Annotated in this window: 15 protein-coding genes; 6 read left to right on the top strand and 9 right to left on the bottom strand. The window is 60.8% G+C overall.

The annotated features are described in order from the left end of the window. Nucleotides 1-84 precede the first annotated feature (84 nt). Genes tadA through CAF76_RS28800 form a run of 3 tightly spaced genes read right to left on the bottom strand, consistent with a single transcriptional unit; the run spans nt 85 to nt 2,124 of the window. Complete coding sequence (gene tadA / locus CAF76_RS28250) at nt 85-582, bottom strand: tRNA adenosine(34) deaminase TadA (protein WP_085649326.1); 498 nt, start codon at nt 580-582, stop codon at nt 85-87. Then, on the bottom strand, nt 582-1,958 hold the full coding sequence (locus CAF76_RS28245) for a multicopper oxidase family protein (protein WP_064599224.1): 1,377 nt from the start codon (nt 1,956-1,958) through the stop codon (nt 582-584). The genes tadA and CAF76_RS28245 overlap by 1 nt, the downstream gene beginning before the upstream one ends. Before the next feature lie 13 nt (nt 1,959-1,971). Further along, nucleotides 1,972-2,124 carry a hypothetical protein gene (locus CAF76_RS28800; RefSeq protein ID WP_156669359.1) on the bottom strand — a complete coding sequence of 51 codons (153 nt, stop codon included), beginning with the start codon at nt 2,122-2,124 and terminating at the stop codon, nt 1,972-1,974. A gap of 31 nt (nt 2,125-2,155) precedes the next feature. On the opposite strand from CAF76_RS28800, the gene CAF76_RS28240 reads away from it, so the two are divergent. Further along, nucleotides 2,156-5,233, top strand: coding sequence for a membrane-targeted effector domain-containing toxin (locus tag CAF76_RS28240; RefSeq protein ID WP_085649327.1), 3,078 nt, complete (start codon nt 2,156-2,158; stop codon nt 5,231-5,233). A gap of 246 nt (nt 5,234-5,479) precedes the next feature. Then, nucleotides 5,480-9,751 carry a membrane-targeted effector domain-containing toxin gene (locus tag CAF76_RS28235; protein ID WP_371857951.1) on the top strand — a complete coding sequence of 1,424 codons (4,272 nt, stop codon included), beginning with the start codon at nt 5,480-5,482 and terminating at the stop codon, nt 9,749-9,751. Between the two features lie 81 nt (nt 9,752-9,832). Here the strand turns inward: CAF76_RS28235 and guaA are convergent, their stop codons facing one another. The 4 genes from guaA to CAF76_RS28215 all read right to left on the bottom strand — a co-directional run bounded on the left by guaA (nt 9,833) and on the right by CAF76_RS28215 (nt 14,575). Further along, complete coding sequence (gene guaA / locus CAF76_RS28230) at nt 9,833-11,410, bottom strand: glutamine-hydrolyzing GMP synthase (protein WP_064599229.1); 1,578 nt, start codon at nt 11,408-11,410, stop codon at nt 9,833-9,835. A gap of 100 nt (nt 11,411-11,510) precedes the next feature. Continuing rightward, nucleotides 11,511-12,980, bottom strand: coding sequence for an IMP dehydrogenase (guaB, locus tag CAF76_RS28225; RefSeq protein ID WP_085649329.1), 1,470 nt, complete (start codon nt 12,978-12,980; stop codon nt 11,511-11,513). 115 nt (nt 12,981-13,095) lie between these two features. Then, nucleotides 13,096-13,644: a hypothetical protein gene (locus CAF76_RS28220; protein ID WP_011335799.1), complete on the bottom strand. Its 549-nt coding sequence runs from the start codon at nt 13,642-13,644 to the stop codon at nt 13,096-13,098. Between the two features lie 163 nt (nt 13,645-13,807). Next, a complete protein-coding gene (locus tag CAF76_RS28215; RefSeq protein ID WP_085649330.1) occupies nt 13,808-14,575 on the bottom strand; it encodes a sulfite exporter TauE/SafE family protein in 768 nt (255 codons plus the stop codon). A gap of 100 nt (nt 14,576-14,675) precedes the next feature. Here CAF76_RS28215 and CAF76_RS28210 point away from each other — a divergent pair, with 100 nt between their 5' ends. The 4 genes from CAF76_RS28210 to leuA all read left to right on the top strand — a co-directional run bounded on the left by CAF76_RS28210 (nt 14,676) and on the right by leuA (nt 19,825). Further along, a complete protein-coding gene (locus tag CAF76_RS28210) occupies nt 14,676-15,563 on the top strand; it encodes a LysR family transcriptional regulator (RefSeq protein WP_085649331.1) in 888 nt (295 codons plus the stop codon). Nucleotides 15,564-15,573: 10 nt separating this feature from the next. Beyond that, complete coding sequence (gene xseA / locus CAF76_RS28205; RefSeq protein ID WP_007956669.1) at nt 15,574-16,953, top strand: exodeoxyribonuclease VII large subunit; 1,380 nt, start codon at nt 15,574-15,576, stop codon at nt 16,951-16,953. Between the two features lie 3 nt (nt 16,954-16,956). Then, nucleotides 16,957-17,778, top strand: coding sequence for a peptidoglycan DD-metalloendopeptidase family protein (locus CAF76_RS28200; RefSeq protein WP_085649332.1), 822 nt, complete (start codon nt 16,957-16,959; stop codon nt 17,776-17,778). A 367-nt stretch (nt 17,779-18,145) separates the two neighbouring features. Beyond that, the gene (gene leuA, locus CAF76_RS28190; RefSeq protein ID WP_064599237.1) at nt 18,146-19,825 is read left to right on the top strand and encodes a 2-isopropylmalate synthase; all 1,680 of its coding nucleotides are present in this window, start codon (nt 18,146-18,148) and stop codon (nt 19,823-19,825) included. A gap of 202 nt (nt 19,826-20,027) precedes the next feature. On the opposite strand, the gene CAF76_RS28185 is transcribed toward leuA, so the two are convergent. Both CAF76_RS28185 and CAF76_RS28180 read right to left on the bottom strand, forming a co-directional pair. After that, entirely contained in the window at nt 20,028-20,819 is a 792-nt protein-coding gene (locus CAF76_RS28185) for an amidohydrolase (protein ID WP_085649333.1), read from the bottom strand. Then, on the bottom strand, nt 20,807-21,955 hold the full coding sequence (locus CAF76_RS28180; RefSeq protein ID WP_085649334.1) for a pyridoxal phosphate-dependent aminotransferase: 1,149 nt from the start codon (nt 21,953-21,955) through the stop codon (nt 20,807-20,809). Before CAF76_RS28180 ends, CAF76_RS28185 begins: the two co-directional genes overlap by 13 nt. Nucleotides 21,956-22,004 lie beyond the last annotated feature (49 nt).

Genomic DNA, 22,004 nt, shown 5'->3' with positions numbered 1-22,004 from the left:
CTCGCGATTGGATCTGACAGCCACCGAAGTATTGAATGTCAGACCGCTATCGCGAGCAGGCTCGCTCCCACATTGGTTTTGTGTTCAGTCTGTGGATTTCGCGCGCCGTGCCCGGAAGAACTCGGTCAATACCGCCCCACACTCCTGCGCCAGCACCCCGCCTTCATACAACACTCGATGGTTGAGAAAGCCCTGAGTGAAGAACTGCCCCTGGCTCTGCACAATTCCGGCCTTGGGCTCCAGCGCGCCATACACCACCCGCGCAATCCGCGAGTGCACGATCAGCCCCGCGCACATGCTGCACGGTTCCAGCGTCACGTAGAGCGTGCTGCCCGGCAGACGATAGTTATCCACCGCTTGCGCGGCGGCGCGGATCGCGACCATTTCTGCGTGTGCGCTGGGATCGCTGGTGCTGATCGGGCAGTTGAAACCACGACCAATGATCTCGCCGTCCTGCACCAGCACCGCGCCCACCGGCACTTCGCCGAGGGCCGCGCCTTGGGCCGCCAAGGCCAAGGCTTCACGCATGAAGTCGCGGTCTCGGCTGCGGTCGATGATCGCCGCGGGGCGAATCTGGCGCATCACTTCACCTCGATGGCGGCCATCAGGCCGGTTTCCATGTGATCGATCACGTGGCAGTGGAACATCCACACCCCCGGGTTATCCGCCACCAGCGCCACTTGCGCGCGCTCGTTCTTGCCCAGCAGATAGGTGTCGGTGAAGTACGGCACGATCTTGTGCCGGTTTGATGCAATCACCTTGAAGCTCATGCCGTGCAGGTGGATCGGGTGCTGGTACTGGGTCATGTTCTTCAGTTCGAAAATATAGCTCTGACCCAGTTTCAGGCTGGCGATCGGCCGGTCGGCGCAGGTCTTGTCGGTGATGTCCCAGGCCTTGCCGTTGATCTGCCACAGGCTCGGCGGTTTGCCGTTGTCGACATTCACCGACACCGACCCGACCCATTCGAAATTGAAGTTGAGTTTCTCGGCATTGGCCAGGTCCGGCTCGGCCACCGGGTTGGCCGGCAGCGCTTTCGGCCAGTCGGTCGGCGCATCATTGTTGGCCACCGAACGCAGGGTGCCCAGACGCACCGGGCCATTGCGCAGCGACAGTTCCTCACCGGCCGGCGGTGCCTTGATCGCCAGGCAGATGCGCATGCCCGGGCCGAGCCAGTATTCCTTGCCCAGCGGGCGCGGCTCGACCGGGTTGCCGTCCAGCGCATAGATCTGCGCTTCGACGCCGGGAATGTTGATGCGATAGGTCAGGGTGTTGTCGAGGTTGAGCAAGCGTACGCGGGTGATCTGCCCCGCCGGCAGCTCGATCACCGGCGAAGGTACGCCGTTGATGGTCGACAGCCGCCCCGCCGTACCGCCACGGGCCGCTTCGCGCGGGATGCTGAACTCGACGAAGTTGCCCTCGTCGTCGATGTGCCAGTTCTTCAGGCTGAGGGTCTTTTCGTACTTGAATCCGGTCGGCTCGCGCTCCTCGACGATCAACGGCCCGACCAGCCCGCGACCGAGTTCTTCGCTGCTGCTGACGTGCGGGTGATACCAATAGCTGCCGGCGTCCGGCACACGGAATTTGTAATCGAAGTATTCGCCCGGCAGCACCGGCAATTGCGAAACGTACGGCACGCCATCCATCTCCAGCGGCAGGCGGATGCCGTGCCAGTGAATGGTCGTCGCCACCGGCAGATGGTTGATAAATCGCACCCGCAGCCACTCACCCTGACGCACGCGCAATTCGGTGCCCGGTGCCGACGGGCCGAAGGCCCAGGCTTCAGTCTTGTGCCCTGGCACCAACTCGACATCCAGTGGCGCGGCGATCAGTTCGTAGTCGTGACCGGCGTTGGCATCCGCAACCTTGCCCAACCAGTAACGCGTCGCGCCGCCGGCTCCCGCGCCAACCACTGCCAGACCGGCCAGGCCACCGAGGATTTGTCGACGGGAAAAGGACATGGACACAACTACCTCACAGATCAGCCGCAGGCCAGGGCGCCCGCAAAAGGCGAATACGATACACCTGCGCTTGCGAAACAGTAAGGGTGACGCGGCGGATGGCCGCAGATCCGTCCACCGGCGGGTGGTAGATATGTACCGCACCGCCCTGGAACGAATGGCTCATTCTCCAGCCCTCTTCTCAAGGATCAGAGCCAATGAACACAGCAGAACCCCGCTCACTGCCCAACGCTGCCGACAAAGCCGCGCTCAAGATCATCGCCACCCAGGTCGTCACGGCTTGCCCGAGCCTCAACGACACAGCCCATCGGGTAGCCAAAGAGCTGCTGGTCAGACACGGCATTACCGACCTTGACCCCGATCACGTCTATTACCACCGGTTCAGAACTGCGCAGAGCCTGGCCGTCTCCTTCACCGGCTGGCAGCACTATGGTGAAAAACCCTATGAGAGCCTGACCCTGACGCAACTGGTGATTCAGCGATTCCGAGTCACCGATCAGGACAATGCCGACTTGCTGGATCTGTACGGGGGCTTTTACAGCGCAGGGCCTGACGCCGAAAACTTCGATGCAACCAACGAGGTTCGCCTGCACGGCAACGAGGTGCTCAGGGCGTTCTGGGACATCAACTTCAGCGAGCGTTACCGCAACGAACTGCAAACCTTCTGGAACAACCACTCCGGCGAGTTCCGCACCCTGGCAAAATGCAGCTTCCTCGGCAAAGCCGTCGAAGCGCGGGAGCTCGGTCACCTGAGTGACGATGACTTTCTGACAGTGGTCAATGCGGTCATCGGCCCGCTGACCTGGCCCGTCGACCTGCACACCCTGCAAACAGAAACCGGGGGCGTCCATGGCGCGCAGGTCTACACCCTGGATATCGCCGGCCATGTCGCCACGGACATCCTGCGCATCATCGATTCAAAGGGGCGGCATATCGTTTACGTCCCCGGAGACGCTCAGGCATTCCATGTACTGAATACACCTTACGAGCTGCACTGGTGGGCTCTGCAACAACTGAACGAAAACGCGCCGCGCGAGCTGTTCCTCAAACACTTCCCGCTGGCCGACCGGCACTCGATGACCGAGAACATCAGCGATCTGATGAATCGCCTGGTCGCCACCTGGGGGCACGGCGATCATCACCTTATCAATCAGAATGAACAGGCAGTCAGCGAGGACGCGTTCAGCTGGCTTCGTGATTCCACCCGCAACGCCATGTTCGCTGAAGCCGACCTTTCCCTGACCTCAAATGGCGATCTGCGCAAGAAGCTGTGGATCGGCTACTTGAGCGCCGGTCTCAAAGTACTGGGTCCGATGGCCGTCGTCGGCTGGCCCGTGGCATTGCCGGTGATCGGCGCCAGCCTCGCCAGCATGGGGCTGAACATTGATCAGGCGGTCAACGGCAAGACTGCCGCGGAGCGCAAGGATGGAGTGATCGGAGCAATCGTCAGTGGTATCGATGCGTTGTTCAACCTGCCGTTTCTTGCGGAGTTCGATGGTGCGTCGCCAGCCGTCGAGACCGGAGAAATGGCCGAGGCCGATACGGCAACCGAACTGGAGCCGGAACATCCGAATGAAGTGTTTCCGGCCCTGGAGGAGTTGTCTTCGACAGCGCCTGAAACCGTGCAGGTGCCTGAGATTCCCCCACACTATCGATCGAACGAACTGCTGGAAGGTCTGACGCCGGTGTCCGAGACTGGCAAGTTTCAGGGTATCTACAGGCTGAATACCGACCCTCCCTACGCCATCGTCATGAACGACACGGCTTATTACGTCCGCTACTTCACCGACTCACAGGGCGGCGGATTCTGGGCGATCGTCGATCCGGTGAGACCCAATCAGCTTATCCATGCAATGCCGGTGCGCTTGAATGACGAAGGGGTTTGGGAGCGCATGACTCAGTTGGGCCTCAAGGGCGGCGGTCAATGCCTCGGCAAACAATGCACCGTAGACGTGGTACTGGAACTCGACGAGCTCGAGCCGACACCCGAGGAGTCCGCGCAGCCCGTAGAACCCGTCGCTTCATCTGCCCCACCCCCTGCCGAACCCCAGCCTTCGACCTCCAATGCGATCCATCAGGTCCAGACGCCCTATGACGTTGCCGGGGCACGACGGCTCGAGCTGAAACGCTGGGCGCTGCAACTGCGCGAAACCCATGTCCGTCTGCAGATTGGTCCCGATGGCGGGTTTATCGCTCCAGACCGTTATGCGCTGTATTGCGCCGACAGGGCGAGCGCACTCCTGACTTCCGCCAGACGCTTCTTCGGCAACCTTCCATGGGCGAACCTGCCTCCACGCCCGCCGATTCCGGCGGTCACGCCCTCGACGACCTTCGCCGACTTCATTGCACAGGCACTCGAAGAAGCGCCCGGCCTGGTCATTGGCGAGACCCCGGACCGTATCACCAGCATGCGATTGATCATCCAGAACATGCCCGTGCTGGCGCGCAATGGAGTCAAGACACTCTACGTACGTCGATTGCTCAATGACTTTGCCCAGGTCGAACTGAATGACTACTTCAGGTCCGGCGTCATGTCCGAAGACCTGCAACTGTACCTGAGCCGGCTCGGCACCGATCCCGCAGCGCAGTTTGACGAACTGGCGCTGGTCAGGACGGCCCGACAAAACGGTATTCGGGTCCAGGCCACCGATTGTGCGGCGACCTACAAAAAACCCGTTGCGCTCACGCTGCCTGAACAGCAGATGGCGACCACCCACCTGACAGCCGACATCATGTTCATCGACGAGACCATGAATGACGTTGGCAAGTGGGTGGTGCTGACGGGAGTTGAAAATACCAATACGTTCAGAGGGGTGGCCGGTATCAGCGAACTGAAAGGTGGAATCGGCGTTCGGATCGAGGAAGTCGATCCGGGACAGGGCGAGCGCATTGAGCCAGACCCAGGCGTTGCGATAGAACGCGGACCCCATCCACAGACACAGACATTGCGCGGAACCGTCGATACCCATTTCGCCGATCTGCTATTGCGCGCAGAAGCGCCTTTGGTAAGCCGCAGCGAGTTGCAGATCCATCAATTGCTTTATCGCGCAGGCATGTATGTTTTCGATCGTTTCGAAGGGGTCTACCGATTGTTTCACCGCAGCCAGACGGGCGAGGTTGTACAAACCCCCGTTCAGACTTTCGCGGATGGGCGCTACTACATTGATCGACCATCCTGGGGGACGGTCAACCGCGTTCCCTACGATAATCTTGAACAGTTATCCAGCGCACTGAAGCAGATGGGAATGCAACTCCAAAGCCGTCTTCCAGCTTGATCGGAAACCGGGCGGGTCAATTTCGACCCGCTCGGGTTACGGATCGCTCGTTCGCTGCGGAGTTTTCCTATCCGGTTTTCCCCAAATACGACAATCAATCGTCACCCTAGCTGACAGACATGTCGTGCCTGCACTTGAAATGATCGCGGTGTTTTTTTCAACCACCACGCTCAAGGAAAGACTGTGGACACAACAAAAGACATCGCCCTGCCCAACGCCGACGACCGCAAGGCGCTCAAGGCATTGGTGCCGACACTGGTCGCGGCCTGCCCCGACATGTACGAAATGGCCTGCGCCATCGCCAAGGACATCCTCGCCAGACATGACCTCGCCCACCTGGAACCCGAACAGGTTTATTGGCATCGGTTTCACGCAGCACAAAGCAGCTCTCGAACGTTCACAGGCTGGGAGCACCTGTTCGAAACTCCGCGTGAATCGATGACCCTGCCACAGCTGGTGATCCAGCGATTCAGCGTTCACGACCAGGACAACGCCGACCTGCTCGACGCCGATGCCGGTTTCTACACCGCAGGACCGGAGGCGGGCACCTACAACGAGAGCAACGAGGTACGCCTGCACAGCAGTGATGTATTGAAAGCGTTCTGGGGAATCAACTTTGCCGATCGTTACCGGAAAAAAGTCGATGCGTTCTGGAGCAAACACGCAAAGACCTTCAGGTCCCTGGCCAAATGCACCTTTCTGGCAAAGGCCATGGAGGATCGTGAAAGTGGTCGGCTGTCGGATGACAACTTCAGAACGGCCGTCAAAGCGGTCGCCGGCAATGTGAGCTGGCCGGTCACCCGCCAGATGCTCGAAGACGAAGCCCTGCCGGCTGACGGCTTGCGGATCGGCCTGCTGAAAATCGGCGGTTTCGTCGCGACCGACATCCTGTGCATCACCGATGGCCATGGCGGCGTGATCCTTTACGTACCGGGGGAAATCTGGGGGGTGCATGCCTTGCAAAACGCTCGCGACCTGCATTGGTGGGTGCTGTCGCAAATCAGAAAACCTTCCGATCGAAAACGCTTCATGGCGCATTTCCAGGTCGCCGATCACGACATCATCGAGGACACATCATGGCGTGCGGTCGCGAAACGGCGATGGCTCTGGGCACTAGGCCCGCTCGCCGGAGTCGTCTCGGAACTGTGGCGCGCCCCGCATATCGAGAATGTCGGACTCAATCATGCGCTGGATCTCTTGGTCAGTACCTGGGACAGCGACGATCACTCCCTCGTCGCCCGTACAGGCAATGCACTGACCACCGATGTGTTCACTTTTCTGGGAACCGCCACCCACGCCCGCATGATCAGCGATGGGGAATTCATGATGCATTCCAATGGCGATCTGCGTAAAAAACTGTGGGTCGGCTATCTGAATGCTTTCAATCGCATGTTCGGTCCCATGGCAGCCGTTGGCTGGCCGGTGGCGCTGGCGGTGGTCGGTGCAGGCATCGCCAACGTTGGCCTGCAGATCGACCAGGCAGTCAATGGCAAGACGCCAGAGGCGCGCAAGACTGGCGTGACCGGGGCGATATTCACGGCCATCGATACCGTGTTCAACGCCCTTTTCATCAAGGGCGGCGAGCTTCTGCCCGAAATTGCCGAAACCGAAACATTTATCGAACCGGAAGAAGAACTCGCTCAAACGGCGCTGTCCATCGCACCGCAAGAAAAACTCGCCGAAGCGGCACTGGCCCGCTCGCCGCTGCCAACGCTGGCCGAGATCGCGCCGAAACAGGTACTGCCTGCGGCACCGGAGGATTTTCTCGCATCGTTCAAGACCGAAATCGGCGAAAGCACCCGGATGGAGACCGGCAATCCGAAACTGCAGGGGATCATTCAAACCGCTTCCGGCAAGCATTACATCTATATGCGCCGTGCCGGATCCGACGGCTTCTACCAGGTGCGCTACGTCGAGCAGATGCGCGGCTGGGTTATCGTCGATCCGAGCAATCCCTATTCGTTTTATCGCAACGTGCCGGTACGCCTGAACGAAGCACTCAAGTGGCAACCTGTCGCACGCCCAGGCCTCAGGGGAGGCGGAAAAATATTCGGCGACTGGCCCTGGGGACACACTGCCGATCCGCTGCCCGAGGTGGCGATGCAACCCATGCCGTATGACGTTCCTCAACCCTACAGAGCGACGCTGCGCTCGGTAGCGCAAGGCCAGACCGATGACTTTGCGCTGGACAGCCTGCAGGGAAGCGACAGTGTTTATCAGGACTTCAAGATGCTGCGTCGCAGCCTGTATGACGCCTCCATCGACTCTTTCAGCGCCCCGAATCTGCCTCCGCGTCCAGCCATACCACCATTCAAGCCTGCGACTCCCTTCGCGGAGATGACCAAGCGTCTGCTCAAGGAAGTCCCGGGGCTGGTGCTCGGTCAAGACAACGCCGCTTCAGGCGCCCGTGGTGTATTGATCGACAACTTCAAGGCACTGAACAAACAGAAGGTCAGAACCCTGTATCTGGATCATCTGCTGACCGATTTCCATCAGGCGGAACTGGACTTGTTCCACAAGACTGGCAAGCTGCCACCCGCACTCGAAGACTATCTCAAAGCCCTCGACACCCGGTTCGCTGCCGATCCTGCCGGCCCCCATTCCTACACGGAACTGGTGAAAGCCGCCCAGAAAAACCATATCCGCGTACAAGCCATCGATTGCATGGCCAGCCGCCGCTTTCCGACTATGGAGAACACCTCCGAGGTCAGCAGCCGCAAGATGATGAATTATTTTTCCGACGCGGTGATCCGGGCCGACCAAGCAGCACGAGGATCCCATCGCTGGATAGCCCTGGTAGATGAGGCACGCGCCAGCACCTTCGACAAGGTCGCCGGACTCAGCGAGCTGGAGGGTGCCGCTTCATTGCGCATCGAAGAACTGCCCGTGGGCAAGGCTGGCGTGTTATCGACCGACCCGGGCAAGAAGGTGCGGGACCTGTTGGGCAACCCCATCGATCTGATCAAAAGCGACATGCGTTTGCAATTGAATGCGCCGCCCCTGTTGGCCTCCGCCCGCACGCTGGAAGAGGCCTTGCCCGCAAGAGGCATGTTCATGCTTCAGGAACCGTCCACGCTGGTCCACCGCAGCGGCGACGGGACGCTGGTACATACGCCGATCCAGCAGGATGCCGGAGGGTTTTTCATCGTTCGCCCCCGATGGGCGACAGTCAGCGGCCGTCATTTCGACAGTGTGCATGAGCTGACACAAGCGCTGGCAGATGAAGGCTTGACGCTCAAACGGGTGCGAATCGATCCGATGGCAACGCCAGAAACCCCAGGCATCGAACCTGCCGACGCAGGTACGTTGGCCACTCCTGAAATGCCGCTGACTGACACCGCTGCCACCCCTTCGCCCTATGACATTCCCAAACCGTTTCGCAGCGAACTGAAGAACGCCGCCATCATCGGCAATGAACGCATACTGGGCGATGCATTCGAGAGCCTCGACAGTCACTCCCCCCTCAACGCATTCAGGGCTCTGCGCAGGCAGCTGCGCGAAGCTGCCATGCGTTTCTTCGCAGAGCTGAACTTACGTCCGCGTCCGGTCCTGCCTACTGTAGACCCGACCGTGACAGCCGAGTCATTCATCGAACAATTGCTCGCTCGGTTCCAGGGGCTGGTCATCGGTGAGAGCCATGCCGATATCGGCAGTAAACAGTGGCTCATCGAACAGATGCCGACCCTGGCCCGCAAAGGGGTGAAAACGCTTTACATGGAACACCTGCTCACGGACTTCCATCAGGCAGCCCTGGACAACTTCGCCAGGACTTCCGTGATGTCCCAGGACCTTGAGCTTTATCTGGAAAGCCTCGACCAGGGTCACATGACCGACCCGACACGGCGCTACACCTTTCTCAATCTGGTGAAAGAGGCCAACCGCCACGGCGTGCGCATCCAAGCCATCGATTGCATGGCCAGTTACAGACTGGAAGGCATGCGAGGCCTCGACCCGACAATCCGCCAGAAGATGATGAACTTCTTTGCCCACACGATCATCGAGGCCGACCAGGCCGCACGCGGCCCGCACAAATGGGCCGCGCTCATGGGCAATTCACACTCCAATACCTTCGAGGGCGTCGCAGGGGTCAGTGAGCTGGAAGACGCCGTCGGCCTGCGCATCGAGGATGTCGGCTACGGCGAGGCTCGCGGATTCGAACCGGACCCTGGCAAGACTTTTCTTGACCATAACGGCAATCCGACCGGCCGCGTAAAAGGTGATATCCGCCTGCAAGTGCAAACACCGTGGAAAGCCGGGACGAAAAAGGAGATCGATCAATTGCTGAGTCGTCCGGGGATGTACACCTTGAAACAGGAGCCCCGCGAAACGCTGCTTCTGCACCGCGGTCGCGACAACGTGATTGCACGTACGCCGATCCACTTTGAATCCGGCCGCTATTTCATCGAGCGTCCCGCCTGGCCCACGCTCCATGAGAAGCGCTTCGGCAGCGTCGAAGCCTTGATCAAGGCGCTGAACGAGCGGGGCCTGACCCTGGCCGGCTGGCACGGGCCTTTGTAAGCGGCAACAAAAAGGCCGCGTGAACACCGTTCACGCGGCCTTGGACTGCCAGCACTCACACCGTCATGGCGCGACGCGGGATCACTCCCACTCAATGGTCGCTGGCGGCTTGCTCGACACGTCGTAAGTAACGCGCGAGATACCCTCGATTTCATTGATGATGCGGCCGGAAACGGTTTCCAGCAATTCGTAAGGCAGGTGTGCCCAACGGGCGGTCATGAAGTCGATGGTTTCCACCGCACGCAGGGCCACGACCCAGGCGTAACGACGGCCATCGCCGACCACGCCAACCGATTTCACCGGCTGGAACACGACGAAGGCCTGGCTGACCTTGTGGTACCAGTCGGCCTTGCGCAGTTCTTCGATGAAAATGTGGTCGGCGCGACGCAGCAGGTCGGCGTATTCCTTCTTCACTTCGCCAAGGATCCGCACGCCCAGGCCCGGGCCCGGGAACGGGTGACGGTAGACCATGTCGTACGGCAGGCCCAGTTCCAGGCCCAGACGACGGACTTCGTCCTTGAACAGTTCGCGCAGCGGCTCGACCAGTTTCAGGTTCATTTCTTCCGGCAGGCCGCCCACGTTGTGGTGCGACTTGATCACGTGGGCCTTGCCGCTTTTCGCGCCAGCCGACTCGATCACGTCCGGGTAGATGGTGCCCTGGGCCAGGTACTTGATGTTGTCGAGCTTGCAGGATTCGGCATCGAACACGTCGATGAAGGTGCGGCCGATGATCTTGCGCTTCTTCTCTGGATCGGCTTCGCCGGCCAGGTTGTTCAGGAACTGGTCTTCAGCGTTGGCGCGGATCACCTTGACGCCCATGTTCTCGGCGAACATGGCCATAACCTGCTCGCCTTCGTGCAGACGCAGCAAGCCGTTGTCGACGAAGACGCAGGTCAGTTGATCACCGATGGCCTTGTGCAGCAGCGCCGCAACCACCGAGGAATCCACACCGCCGGACAGACCCAGCAGCACGTTGTCGGTACCGACCTGTGCGCGGATGTTGGCGATGGCGTCTTCGGCGATCTTCGACGGAGTCCACAGGGCTTCACAGCCGCAGATGTCGAGAACGAAACGCGACAGGATGCGACCGCCCTGCTTGGTGTGGGTCACTTCCGGGTGGAACTGCACGCCGTAGTAAGCGCGCTCGTCGTTGAACATGCCGGCGATCGGGCAGCTCGGGGTGCTGGCCAGGATGTGGAAATCGCTCGGCATCCTGGTGACCTTATCACCGTGGCTCATCCACACGTCGAGGCCGAACAGGCCGTCGGCGTCGATATGGTCTTCGATGCCGTCGAGCAGGCGGCTCTTGCCGACCACGTCAACGCGGGCGTAACCGAACTCACGCAGCTCGGAGCCTTCAACCTTGCCGCCCAGTTGTTCGGCCATGGTCTGCATGCCGTAGCAGATACCGAAGACCGGTACGCCCAGGTCGAACACCGCTTGCGGGCAGCGCGGGCTGTTGGCTTCGTGCACGGACTCGGGACCGCCGGCGAGGATCACGCCTTTTGGCGCAAATTCGCGGATCGCATCTTCGTCCATGTCGAACGGGTGCAGTTCGCAGTACACACCGATCTCGCGCACGCGGCGGGCGATCAGTTGGGTGTATTGCGAACCGAAGTCGAGGATCAGGATGCGGTGAGCGTGAATGTCGAGGGCCATGATTCAGTCTCGTCTAAATAATTCAGAAACAGTCTTTGATTCAGAAACGACTCGGGGCTGAATAAAACAGCCCCGGTCATTTAACGTTTTGCTTGAAGCCTCAACCTACGCGGTAGTTTGGCGCTTCCTTGGTGATCTGCACGTCGTGAACGTGGGATTCGGCCATGCCGGCACCGGTGATCCGCACGAACTCAGGCTTGGTGCGCATTTCTTCGATGTTGGCGCTGCCGGTGTAACCCATCGAAGAACGCAGACCGCCCATCAACTGGTGGATGATCGCGCTCAGGGTGCCCTTGTAAGGAACACGGCCTTCGATCCCTTCCGGAACGAGTTTCTCGGCGCCTGCCGAGGAGTCCTGGAAGTAACGGTCGGAAGAACCTTGAGCCTGGGACATGGCGCCCAGCGAACCCATGCCGCGATAAGCCTTGTAGGAACGGCCCTGGAACAGTTCGATCTCGCCCGGCGCTTCTTCGGTACCGGCGAACATCGAGCCCATCATCACGCAGGAAGCACCGGCCACGATGGCCTTGGACAGGTCACCGGAGAAACGGATGCCGCCGTCGGCGATCAACGGAACACCGGTGCCTTCAAGGGCAGCGGCAACGTTGGCGATGGCACTGATTTGCGGAACGCCGACACCGGCGACGATACGGGTGGTGCAGATCGAGCCAGGGCCGATACCGACCTTGACCGCGTCGGCGCCGGCTTCGGCCAGAGCCTTGGCGGCAGCGCCGGTGGCGATGTTGCCGCCGATCACCTGCACTTCAGGGAAATTCTCTTTGACCCAGCGAACGCGGTCGATCACACCTTTGGAGTGACCGTGAGCGGTGTCGACCACCACCACGTCCACCCCGGCATGGACCAAGGCTGCAACGCGGTCACCGGTGTCTTTACCGGTACCGACCGCAGCGCCAACGCGCAGACGACCCTGGTCGTCCTTGCTGGCCAGCGGGTAGGCCTTGGCTTTTTCGATGTCTTTGACAGTCATCATGCCTTTGAGGGCAAACTTGTCGTCGACGATCAGGACTTTTTCCAGGCGATGCTTGTGCAGCAGCTCGCGGACTTCGTTCTTGTCGGCGCCTTCGCGAACAGTGACCAGACGCTCTTTCGGCGTCATCACTTCACGAACGGTGGCATCCAGACGGGTTTCGAAACGTACGTCACGGGAAGTGACGATGCCGACCAGGTCGCCATCGTGCAGCACCGGAACGCCGGAAATGTTGTGCATGCGGGTCAGTTCGAACAGATCACGAACCGTGGCGTCAGCCTCGATGGTGATTGGGTCCTTGACCACACCGGCTTCGAACTTCTTGACCTTGCGAACTTCGGCAGCTTGCTGCTCGATGGTCATGTTCTTGTGGATAATGCCGATGCCACCTTCCTGAGCCATGGCGATTGCCAGACGGGCTTCGGTGACGGTGTCCATGGCGGCAGAAACCAGAGGAATGTTCAGCTCGATGCCACGGGTAAGGCGGGTCTTCAGACTGACTTCGTTAGGAAGCACCTCGGAATAACCGGGCACTAGGAGAATGTCGTCGAAGGTCAGAGCTTCTTGGCTGATACGCAGCATCGCGGGGGCTCCCGAGCGGGAAAATGGAAGCGCGCCATTATACTCAGACACCCTACCGGGCTCAATGTAAAACTTGTCTTATATCAATGTTGCTGATGTACGGGAAAAACGCCCCTTACAACTCGACCTTGACCCAGCTCACCGGTTGATCCAGCCAGTCGGCGAATTCGTCGATGAAACTCTGCTTGAAGCCCGCCTCCAGCCAGTTGTTGAAGATGAACCCGAGGTTGGAAAACCCGCACTCCTGCAAATACAGGAAACCGTTGATGTCGTCCTCATGCCCGCATTCCGGGCAGGTGAAGTTATCGGTGCGGCCCGGCATCCAGTCTTCCAGGCTTTCGAACAGCGCTTCGCCGATTTCCTGACGGCATTCGGCACAACCGGCTTCTTCGAGAAACCCCTTGGCCGGGGTGTAGATGCAGCGCTTGGTGATGACCTCGAGACCGTTGATCGGCTCGCCGAACGGCAGCGCCTCGGGGTGCAGCACCACCGCACGGGCACCATCGGCGATGGCGTAGGCCATGCGATTGCCGGTACGTCCGCAAGTGCTCAGCTCTTCCTTGACGATGTTCTTGCGCACCAGCCAGCGCAGAATCGCCCGCGCGCGGGGCTCGTGCACCGGCAGGTTGGAGATTTTCGGGACGATGATGCTCTGCGAATTCATGAAAAGTCCTGCGGTATGGCTTCTGACGCCTTCGCGGGCAAGCCCGCTCCCACAAGGTTCTCAGTCGCTCACACATCCTGTGTACATCTGAGAAATCTGTGGGAGCGGGCTTGCCCGCGAAGAGGCCCTAAAGGCCGGCAGCTTAATCCCTGAGCCACTCAGGTCAAGTGCTTAAATAGCGGCCGATCAGCGCAATCCCGCTCGCCAGCACCAGCCAGGTCACCAGCCGCACGAAGGCCTCGCGGGACAGGCGCATGGTCAAGCGCCGTCCGACCCACAAGCCCAGCGCCGTGGCCGGCAACAGGCACAACGCAAGCATCAACAAGGGTAGCTCGGCATACACCCCGGCGATGGCGAACAGGCTCAAACGCACCACCGTGCTGCAACTGATCAGCGCACTTTGCGTGGCCCGTGCCGCGTCCTTGGGCAATCGGCTGTTGAGGTAAATCGCATAAAGAAAGCCGCCGCTGCCAAACAATGCCCCGAACAGTCCGCCCACGGTGCCCATCGGCAACGCCCACCCGGCAGACAATTGCGCCGGCCGCGCCTTGATCCACAAGCTGTAGATCGCATAAGCACTGATGAACAATCCCATCAACAGCAACAGCAGATCGGACTTGAGGTTAAGCAGAAAAATCACCCCCAGCGTGCACCCCAGCGCCATGCACGGCAGCAGCCGCAGCAACTCCGGTTTCGCCACATCCCGCCGCGACGGCAGCAAATTGCCGAACGCCGCGACGAAATCCAGCAGCACCAGCAACGGCACGATTTTCGACAGCGGCATGAACAGAATCAGAATCGGCCCCGCTACCAACGCCGTACCGAAACCGGCAATCCCGAACACGATGTAGGCCAGCGCGATGGCCAACCCGATCACTACCCAGCCCTGTGCACCCCACGACCATTCGCTCAACAACCCCGCCACACTCATTCGCTCGCTTCCTTTATAAGCCTGCGATGACTTTAGCCAGCGCCGAGGGTTGCGACTAATATCTTCGAAACCGCCAAGCCATCTCGAAAAGGCATGCCTCGTGCTTTCAACCCGCCAATTGCGTTACTTCGTGGAAATCGCCGAGAGCGGCAGCTTCAGTGCCGCAGCCGAACGGCTGTTCATTGCTCAGTCGGCGCTGAGCCGGCAGATCAAGGACATGGAAACCCGCCTGCAAACGCCGCTGTTCGAACGCACCGCACGCCAGCCCCGGCTCACCGCCGCTGGCGAAGCGTTTTTGCCCCGAGCGAGAAACCTGCTCAACGAATTGAACAAGGCCAGCACCCTGGCCACAGAAATCGGCCAGGGCCAGCGCGGCACCTTGCGCCTTTGTCACTCCAGCACCGTGCCGATCAGCGGCCGACTGTTGCACGACATGAGCGCATATCTGGAGCAGCAACCCGGCGTTTCGCTGGACATCGGCTCGCTCTCCTCGGAAGCACAACTTGAAGAACTGGCCGAGGGTCGCCTCGATATCGGCCTTCTGCGCCTGCCGGTGCTGCGCCAGCGCGAGGGCGTTCAGATTGTGCCGCTCTACACCGAACGTTTGCTGCTTGCTGTGCCGGCGAATCATCGACTGACGTTGGCGGAGGCCGTCGATCTGGCGCAATTGAAGGACGAAGCGTTCATCTCCATCCCGCATCCGCAGCGCGGCGGGCTGAGTTATTTGTGCGCCGACCTGTGTATGCGTCACGGTTTTTTCCCTCAGGCTGCGCGGGTGATGTCGCGCAAAACCACGCAATTGCAGTTGATCCAGGCCGGATTCGGCATTGCTCTGTTGCCGGAATCGATGCAGGACATCGCGCCCACCGGCGTGAAATTTCTGCCGCTGACCGGCGATTGCCAGAGCACCGTCGCCCTCGCTTCTCGGCAAAATCCCACACCTCTGGTGCAACACTTCCTCCAGACATTCACCGGCGAATGCCTTTAAACTGCGCCCCATGATTAAAGATCCCTTTGCAAGACTCGGCCTCGACCGCGAAGTCCTGACCGTCAGCCAGCTCAACGGCCGCGCGCGGGTGTTGCTCGAAGACGTGTTCAGCAACATCTGGGTCGAAGGCGAAATCTCCAACCTCGCCCGCCCGGCGTCCGGCCACGTGTATTTCACGCTCAAGGACAGTGGCGCGCAGGTGCGTTGCGCGCTGTTCCGCCAGAATGCGGCGCGGGTGCGTCAGGCGCTGAAGGATGGCCTGGCGGTCAAGGTGCGCGGCAAGGTCTCGCTGTTCGAAGGGCGTGGCGACTATCAGTTGATCCTCGACACCGTGGAGCCGGCCGGTGACGGTGCCCTGCGCCTGGCCTTCGATGCCTTGAAGGAAAAGCTCAGCGCCGAAGGCCTGTTCAGTGCCGAGCGCAAGGTGCCGCTGCCGGCGCATCCGCAGCGCATCGGCATCATCAGTTCGCCGACCGGCGCGGTGATCCGCGACATCATCAGCGTGTTCCGCCGCCGCGCGCCGCAGGTGCAACTGACGCTGATTCCCACCGCCGTTCAGGGCCGCGAAGCCACCGCGCAGATCGTCCGCGCCCTGAAACTGGCGGATGCCCGTGGGTTCGACGCGCTGATCCTGGCCCGTGGCGGCGGCTCGCTGGAAGACCTCTGGTGCTTCAATGAAGAAGCCGTGGCCCGGGCGGTCGATGCCTGTGTTACGCCAATCGTCAGCGCAGTCGGCCATGAAACCGATGTGTCGATCAGTGACTTCGTGGCGGATGTGCGTGCGCCGACGCCGTCCGCTGCTGCTGAACTGCTTGCCCCGGATTCCAGCCATCTGATCCGTCAGGTCGAAAGCCTGCATCGCCGGTTGGTGATGCGCATGCGTGACCGCTTGATGCGCGATCGCCTGCGCCTTGAAGGCATGACCCGCCGCTTGCGCCATCCTGGCGAGCGTCTGCGTCAACAGGCACAGCGCCTGGATGATCTGGACATGCGCATGCGTCGGGCGTTCGAGCGCCAGCTCAATACCCGTCGTGAACGCCTGATCCGCCTGGAAACCCGCCTCGCCGGGCAGCATCCGGGACGCCAGCTGGCCCTGTTGCGCCAGCGTCTCGACAGCCTCGCCGAACGTCTGCCACGCGCCATGAACGAAGGCCTGAAACGCCGTCGCCTGCAGTTGCAAAGCCAGATGCAGACCCTGCACGTGGTCAGCCCGCTGGCGACTCTCGGTCGTGGCTACAGCATTCTTCTGGATGAGCGCGGCAACGCGATTCGCAACGCCGCGCAGACTCACACCGGCCAGCGCCTCAAGGCCAGACTGGGCGAAGGCGAACTGCAAGTGCGCGTCGAGGACAATCACCTGACGCCTGTCACTCTCTCTTTACTGGACTGATCCATGCCGCGTTTTCTTGCTCCGCTGCTGTTCCTGTGTCTGACCTTCAACGCCCATGCCGACAGTTACATCACCCGCTTGCTGAACAAACCGGTGCCGGGCGGCGTGGCGGTCGTCGATCTGGGCACCGCTGCGCAAGCGCCGAAAGCCACGTATCAGGGCAAACCGGTGCTGGTGGTCAAGGAGCAGAACAACTGGCTGGCGATTGTCGGCGTTCCGTTGACCGTCAAACCTGGCGCTCAGCAGATCAGCAGTGGCGGCCGTAACCTCAGCTTCAGTGTCGGCAACAAGAAATACCCGGAACAGCACATCACCCTGAAGAACACTCAACAGGTCAATCCAAACCCGGCCAACCTCAAGCGCATCGAGGGCGAACTGGCCGAGCAGATCAAGGCCTATCGCAGCTTCAGCCCGAATACCCCGAGCAATCTGCTGCTGGACAAACCGGTCAACGGGCCGCTGTCGAGCAAGTTCGGCGTGCGCCGTTTCTTCAACGGTGAAGAGCGCAATCCGCACGCAGGTCTGGACTTCGCGGTGCCGGCGGGCACACCGATCAAGACCCCGGCGGCGGGCAAGGTGATCCTGATCGGCAACTACTTCTTCAATGGCAACACCGTGTTCGTCGACCACGGCCAGGGCTTCATCAGCATGTTCTGCCATATGTCGAAGATAGATGTGCAGAACGGCCAGCAACTGGCGCGCGGTGCGGTGGTGGGTAAGGTTGGCGCTACAGGTCGGGCGACCGGGCCGCACATGCACTGGAACGTCAGCCTGAACGATGCGCGGGTCGATCCGGCGATTTTCATTGGGGCATTCCAGCCTTGATTTGTGGGTGAAGCGACTGGCCCCATCGCGAGCAAGGTCGCTCCCACAGGGATTGCGCACGACGAACGGACTGCGCAATCTCTGTAAACATTCACTTTGATTCAGAGAATAAAATCTCGGAAAAAACCACTTTCCGGGTATTCCTCTCAATTTTTTCCGACTGCTTGCCATCCTCATCCCTCGCAGTTAGGGTTGAGGGCATGAAAACCTCTCACACCCTCATTCAGCTTCGCCAGCACCGCAGCCTGTGCCTCGTCAGCGCACGACTGCCGGGCTGAATCGCTGCGCCTCGTCCCACGCTTTTCCAAGAACGTTCGTTTCACCGGCAGGCCGCCTCTTTTCGGCCCAGACAATAAGGAATTTCCCGATGAGCATGCTCAAAGACCCGTCTTCGAAATACCGCGCGTTTCCTGTGATCAACCTGCCGGACCGCACCTGGCCGTCGAAAACCATCAATGCCGCGCCGATCTGGTGCAGCTCCGACCTGCGTGACGGCAACCAGTCGTTGATCGAGCCAATGGACGCGGTGAAAAAACTGCGCTTCTGGAAAACCCTGGTGCAGGTGGGTGTGAAGGAGATCGAGGCGTCGTTCCCGGCCGCTTCGCAAACCGACTTCGACTTCGTGCGCACTTTGATCGAAGACGGCCACATCCCGGACGACACCACTATTCAAGTGCTGACCCAAGGCCGTGAAGACCTGATCGAGCGCACTTTCGAATCCCTGCGCGGGGCGAAAAAAGCCATCGTTCACCTGTACAACGCCACCTCCCCTTCTTTCCGTCGCATCGTCTTCAACCAGGACAAGGACGGGATCAAGGCCATCGCCGTGAACGCTGCCAAGCTGTTCGTCAAATACGCCGCCATGCAGCCGGACACCGAGTGGACCTTCGAGTACTCGCCGGAAACCTTCAGCGCCACCGAGCTGGAATTCGCCAAGGAAGTCTGTGACGCGGTGATCGAGGTCTGGAACCCGACGCCTGAGCACAAGATCATCCTCAACCTGCCGGCCACCGTTGAATGCGCGACGCCGAACGTCTACGCCGACCAGATCGAGTGGTTCCACCGCAACATCAATCGTCGTGACAGCGTGATCATCAGCCTGCACACCCACAACGACCGTGGCACCGGCGTGGCCGCCACCGAGTTGGGCCTGATGGCCGGCGCCGACCGCGTCGAAGGCTGCCTGTTCGGCAACGGCGAGCGCACCGGCAACGTCGACCTCGTGACCGTGGCACTGAACATGTACACCCAGGGCCTCGACCCGCAACTGGACTTCTCCGACATCGACGGCGTGCGCAAAGTCGTTGAAGAGTGCAACCAGATCCAGGTTCACCCGCGCCACCCATACGTCGGCGACCTGGTGCACACCGCGTTCTCCGGCTCCCACCAGGACGCGATCCGCAAGGGCTTCGCCCAGCAGAAATCCGACGCACTGTGGGAAGTACCGTACCTGCCGATCGACCCGGCCGACATCGGCCGCAGCTACGAGGCGGTGATCCGCGTCAACAGTCAGTCGGGCAAGGGCGGCATCGCCTACCTGCTGGAGCAGGAATACGGCATCAGCCTGCCACGTCGCATGCAGATCGAATTCAGCCAGGTCGTGCAGCGTGAAACCGATCGCCTGGGCCTGGAGATGACCGCGCAGCAAATCCACGCGCTGCTGCACAGCGAGTACCTGCAAGCCAACACCCCGTACGCGCTGGTCAGCCATCGCCTGCAGGAAGAAAACGGTAACAGCGCCGTCGAAGTGGAAGTGGCGAGCAAGGGTCAGGGCGAAACCAACCTGCACTGGCGCGGCAAGGGCAACGGCGCGCTGGAAGCCCTGGTGGCCGGTCTGCCGATTCCGGTGGAAATCATGGACTACAACGAACACGCCATCGGCGCGGGCACTAACGCCAAGGCGGCAGCCTACATCGAGCTGCGTGTGAACGGCGAACGTGCGGTGCACGGCGTGGGCATCGATGAAAACATCACCACCGCCAGCTTCAAGGCCCTGTTCAGCGCGCTGAACCGCTCGCTGAGCCAGCCGGAAGCGAAAGCGGCGTAACTGACCGCTGCAATACGAAAGGCCCCGGAGTGCGAACTCCGGGGCCTTTTTTTGCCTGCCAATCTGGTGCTGTCTGTAATGACCCCTTCGCGGGCAAGCCCGCTCCCACAGAGAACGCCGGTGCACCCCAGACTCATGCACACCATAGAACACTGTGGGAGCGGGCTTGCCCGCGAAAAGGCTTTTGCAGACGCTGCAAATGTCAGGTGAACTCGAAGGTATCGGCATCCAGATTTGCCGGGAAGCGCTCGCGGTAAGCGGCAAGCGAAGCCGCTTCCAGAACCACCTTGAACATCCCGTCAGCCTCTCCCGCCGCCAGCAACGTCTCGCCCTGGAAATCCAGCACCTGACTGTCGCCGGTATACGCGAAACCCTTGCCATCGGTGCCAACCCGGTTGACCGCCGCCACATAGCACAGGTTTTCAATGGCCCGAGCCGGCAGCAACCGGTTCCAGTGCTGACGCCGTGCGCCCGGCCAGTTGGCGGTGTACAGCAGCAGGTCGGTGTCCTGAGCGTCGCGACTCCACACCGGGAAGCGCAAGTCGTAGCAAATCAGCGGACGCACCCGCCAGCCCTTGAGTTCGAACTGCACCTGGCGCTCGCCGGGCGTGTAATGATTGTGCTCGCCGGCCATGCGGAACAGGTGGCGTTTGTCGTAATGCAGCACTTCGCCGTCCGGCCGCGCCCACAGCAAACGGTTGCGGTGGCTGCCGTCGGCCGCCTGGATAATCACGCTGCCCGTGACGACCGCGTTCAGCTTCGCTGCCTGGGCCCGCAGCCATCTGCTGGTCGGGCCGTTTTCGGCTTCGGCCAGGGTTTCGGATTCCATGGAGAATCCGGTAGTGAACATCTCCGGCAGGATGATCAGATCCGCACCGCGCGCCTGTTCGAGCAAAACGTCGAAATGCTCGAGATTGGCCTGACGATCATGCCAGGCCAGGCTGGTCTGGATCAGCGCCAGATTCAGATCGGGCAACGCACTCAGATCACGCATAGTTTGGCCGCCGCTTCCCGCAGCGTCTCCTCACGTTTGGCAAAGCACAGGCGCACCAGGCGCTGGCCTTCGGGTGGACTCTGGTAGAACACCGACACCGGAATACTCGCCACGCCGTGCTCGCGGGTCATCCACATCGCCATCTCGACATCGTTCAGGTCAGGGCGAATCTGCGAGTAATCGACCAACTGGAAATAGGTGCCGGTGACCCGAGTGAAACTGAATCGCGACGGCGCCAGCAGATCACAGAACAGATCGCGCTTGGCCTGATAGAAGCCCGGCAGCTCTTCGACGTGTTCCGGATGCTCGGCCATGTAATCGGCCAGGGCGTACTGCAACGGTGTCACGCCACAGAAGCTGACGTACTGGTGCACCTTGCGCAGCTCCGCACTCAGGGCCGGCGGCGCCACGACGTAGCCGGTTTTCCAGCCGGTGACGTGATAAGTCTTGCCGAACGAGCTGACCACGAAGGCGCGCTGATACAGCTCTTCATGGGCCAGCACGCTGACGTGCGGCACGCCGTCGAATACCAGGTGTTCGTAGACTTCGTCGCTGATCACGTAGATGTCGCGATCACGGATCAATGCCGCCAGTTGATCCAGCTCGGCACGGCTGATCAATGCACCGCTCGGGTTGTGCGGGGTGTTGAGGATGATCATCCGCGTGCGCGGGCTCAGGGCTGCGCTGAGTTTGTCGAAATCGATGGAGAAATCTTTCAGCCCAAGTTGCACATGCACGCAGCGTCCGCCGGCCAGCTCTACTGCGGGCTCATAGCTGTCGTAGGCCGGGTCGAACACGATGACTTCGTCACCGCTGTGGATAACTGCCTGGATGGCGCAGAAGATCGCCTGCGTTGCGCCGGGGGTAACGGTCACTTCGGTATCGGCATCGACGTTGGCGCCATAACTGCGGGTGATTTTCGCCGCAATCTGCTGGCGCAGCGCCGGCAGGCCGGTCATGGGCGAATACTGGTTATGGCCACTGGCGATGTGTCGACCGACTGCGTCGCGCAGTGCCTGCGGGCCGTCGAAATCGGGAAAACCCTGGGAAAGGTTGATCGCTCCGGTCTGCGCCGCGAGCTGAGACATCTGCGTGAAAATAGTGATGCCGACATTCGGCAGCTTGCTGGTGATCATCGGGGTTCCCTGCTCTGCCCCGGCTCTGACGACGGCGCGGGAGAGCCCG

The sequence above is a fragment of the Pseudomonas sp. B40(2017) genome, assembly GCF_002112855.1.
GTDB classification, from domain to species: Bacteria; Pseudomonadota; Gammaproteobacteria; order Pseudomonadales; family Pseudomonadaceae; genus Aquipseudomonas; species Aquipseudomonas pharyngis.
The sequence above is the reverse complement of the archived record's forward strand: the minus strand, read 5'-3'. Positions and strand labels throughout refer to the sequence as shown.

Excerpts from the sequence above, each read along its gene's own strand:
- tadA (WP_085649326.1), bottom strand. The coding sequence starts at position 582 with ATGCGCCAGATTCGCCCCGCGGCGATCATCGACCGCAGCCGAGACCGC.
- CAF76_RS28245 (WP_064599224.1), bottom strand. The coding sequence starts at position 1,958 with ATGTCCTTTTCCCGTCGACAAATCCTCGGTGGCCTGGCCGGTCTGGCA.
- CAF76_RS28800 (WP_156669359.1), bottom strand. The coding sequence starts at position 2,124 with ATGAGCCATTCGTTCCAGGGCGGTGCGGTACATATCTACCACCCGCCG.
- CAF76_RS28240 (WP_085649327.1), top strand. The coding sequence starts at position 2,156 with ATGAACACAGCAGAACCCCGCTCACTGCCCAACGCTGCCGACAAAGCC.
- guaA (WP_064599229.1), bottom strand. The coding sequence starts at position 11,410 with ATGGCCCTCGACATTCACGCTCACCGCATCCTGATCCTCGACTTCGGT.
- guaB (WP_085649329.1), bottom strand. The coding sequence starts at position 12,980 with ATGCTGCGTATCAGCCAAGAAGCTCTGACCTTCGACGACATTCTCCTA.
- CAF76_RS28220 (WP_011335799.1), bottom strand. The coding sequence starts at position 13,644 with ATGAATTCGCAGAGCATCATCGTCCCGAAAATCTCCAACCTGCCGGTG.
- CAF76_RS28215 (WP_085649330.1), bottom strand. The coding sequence starts at position 14,575 with ATGAGTGTGGCGGGGTTGTTGAGCGAATGGTCGTGGGGTGCACAGGGC.
- xseA (WP_007956669.1), top strand. The coding sequence starts at position 15,574 with ATGATTAAAGATCCCTTTGCAAGACTCGGCCTCGACCGCGAAGTCCTG.
- CAF76_RS28200 (WP_085649332.1), top strand. The coding sequence starts at position 16,957 with ATGCCGCGTTTTCTTGCTCCGCTGCTGTTCCTGTGTCTGACCTTCAAC.
- leuA (WP_064599237.1), top strand. The coding sequence starts at position 18,146 with ATGAGCATGCTCAAAGACCCGTCTTCGAAATACCGCGCGTTTCCTGTG.
- CAF76_RS28185 (WP_085649333.1), bottom strand. The coding sequence starts at position 20,819 with ATGCGTGATCTGAGTGCGTTGCCCGATCTGAATCTGGCGCTGATCCAG.
- CAF76_RS28180 (WP_085649334.1), bottom strand. The coding sequence starts at position 21,955 with ATGATCACCAGCAAGCTGCCGAATGTCGGCATCACTATTTTCACGCAG.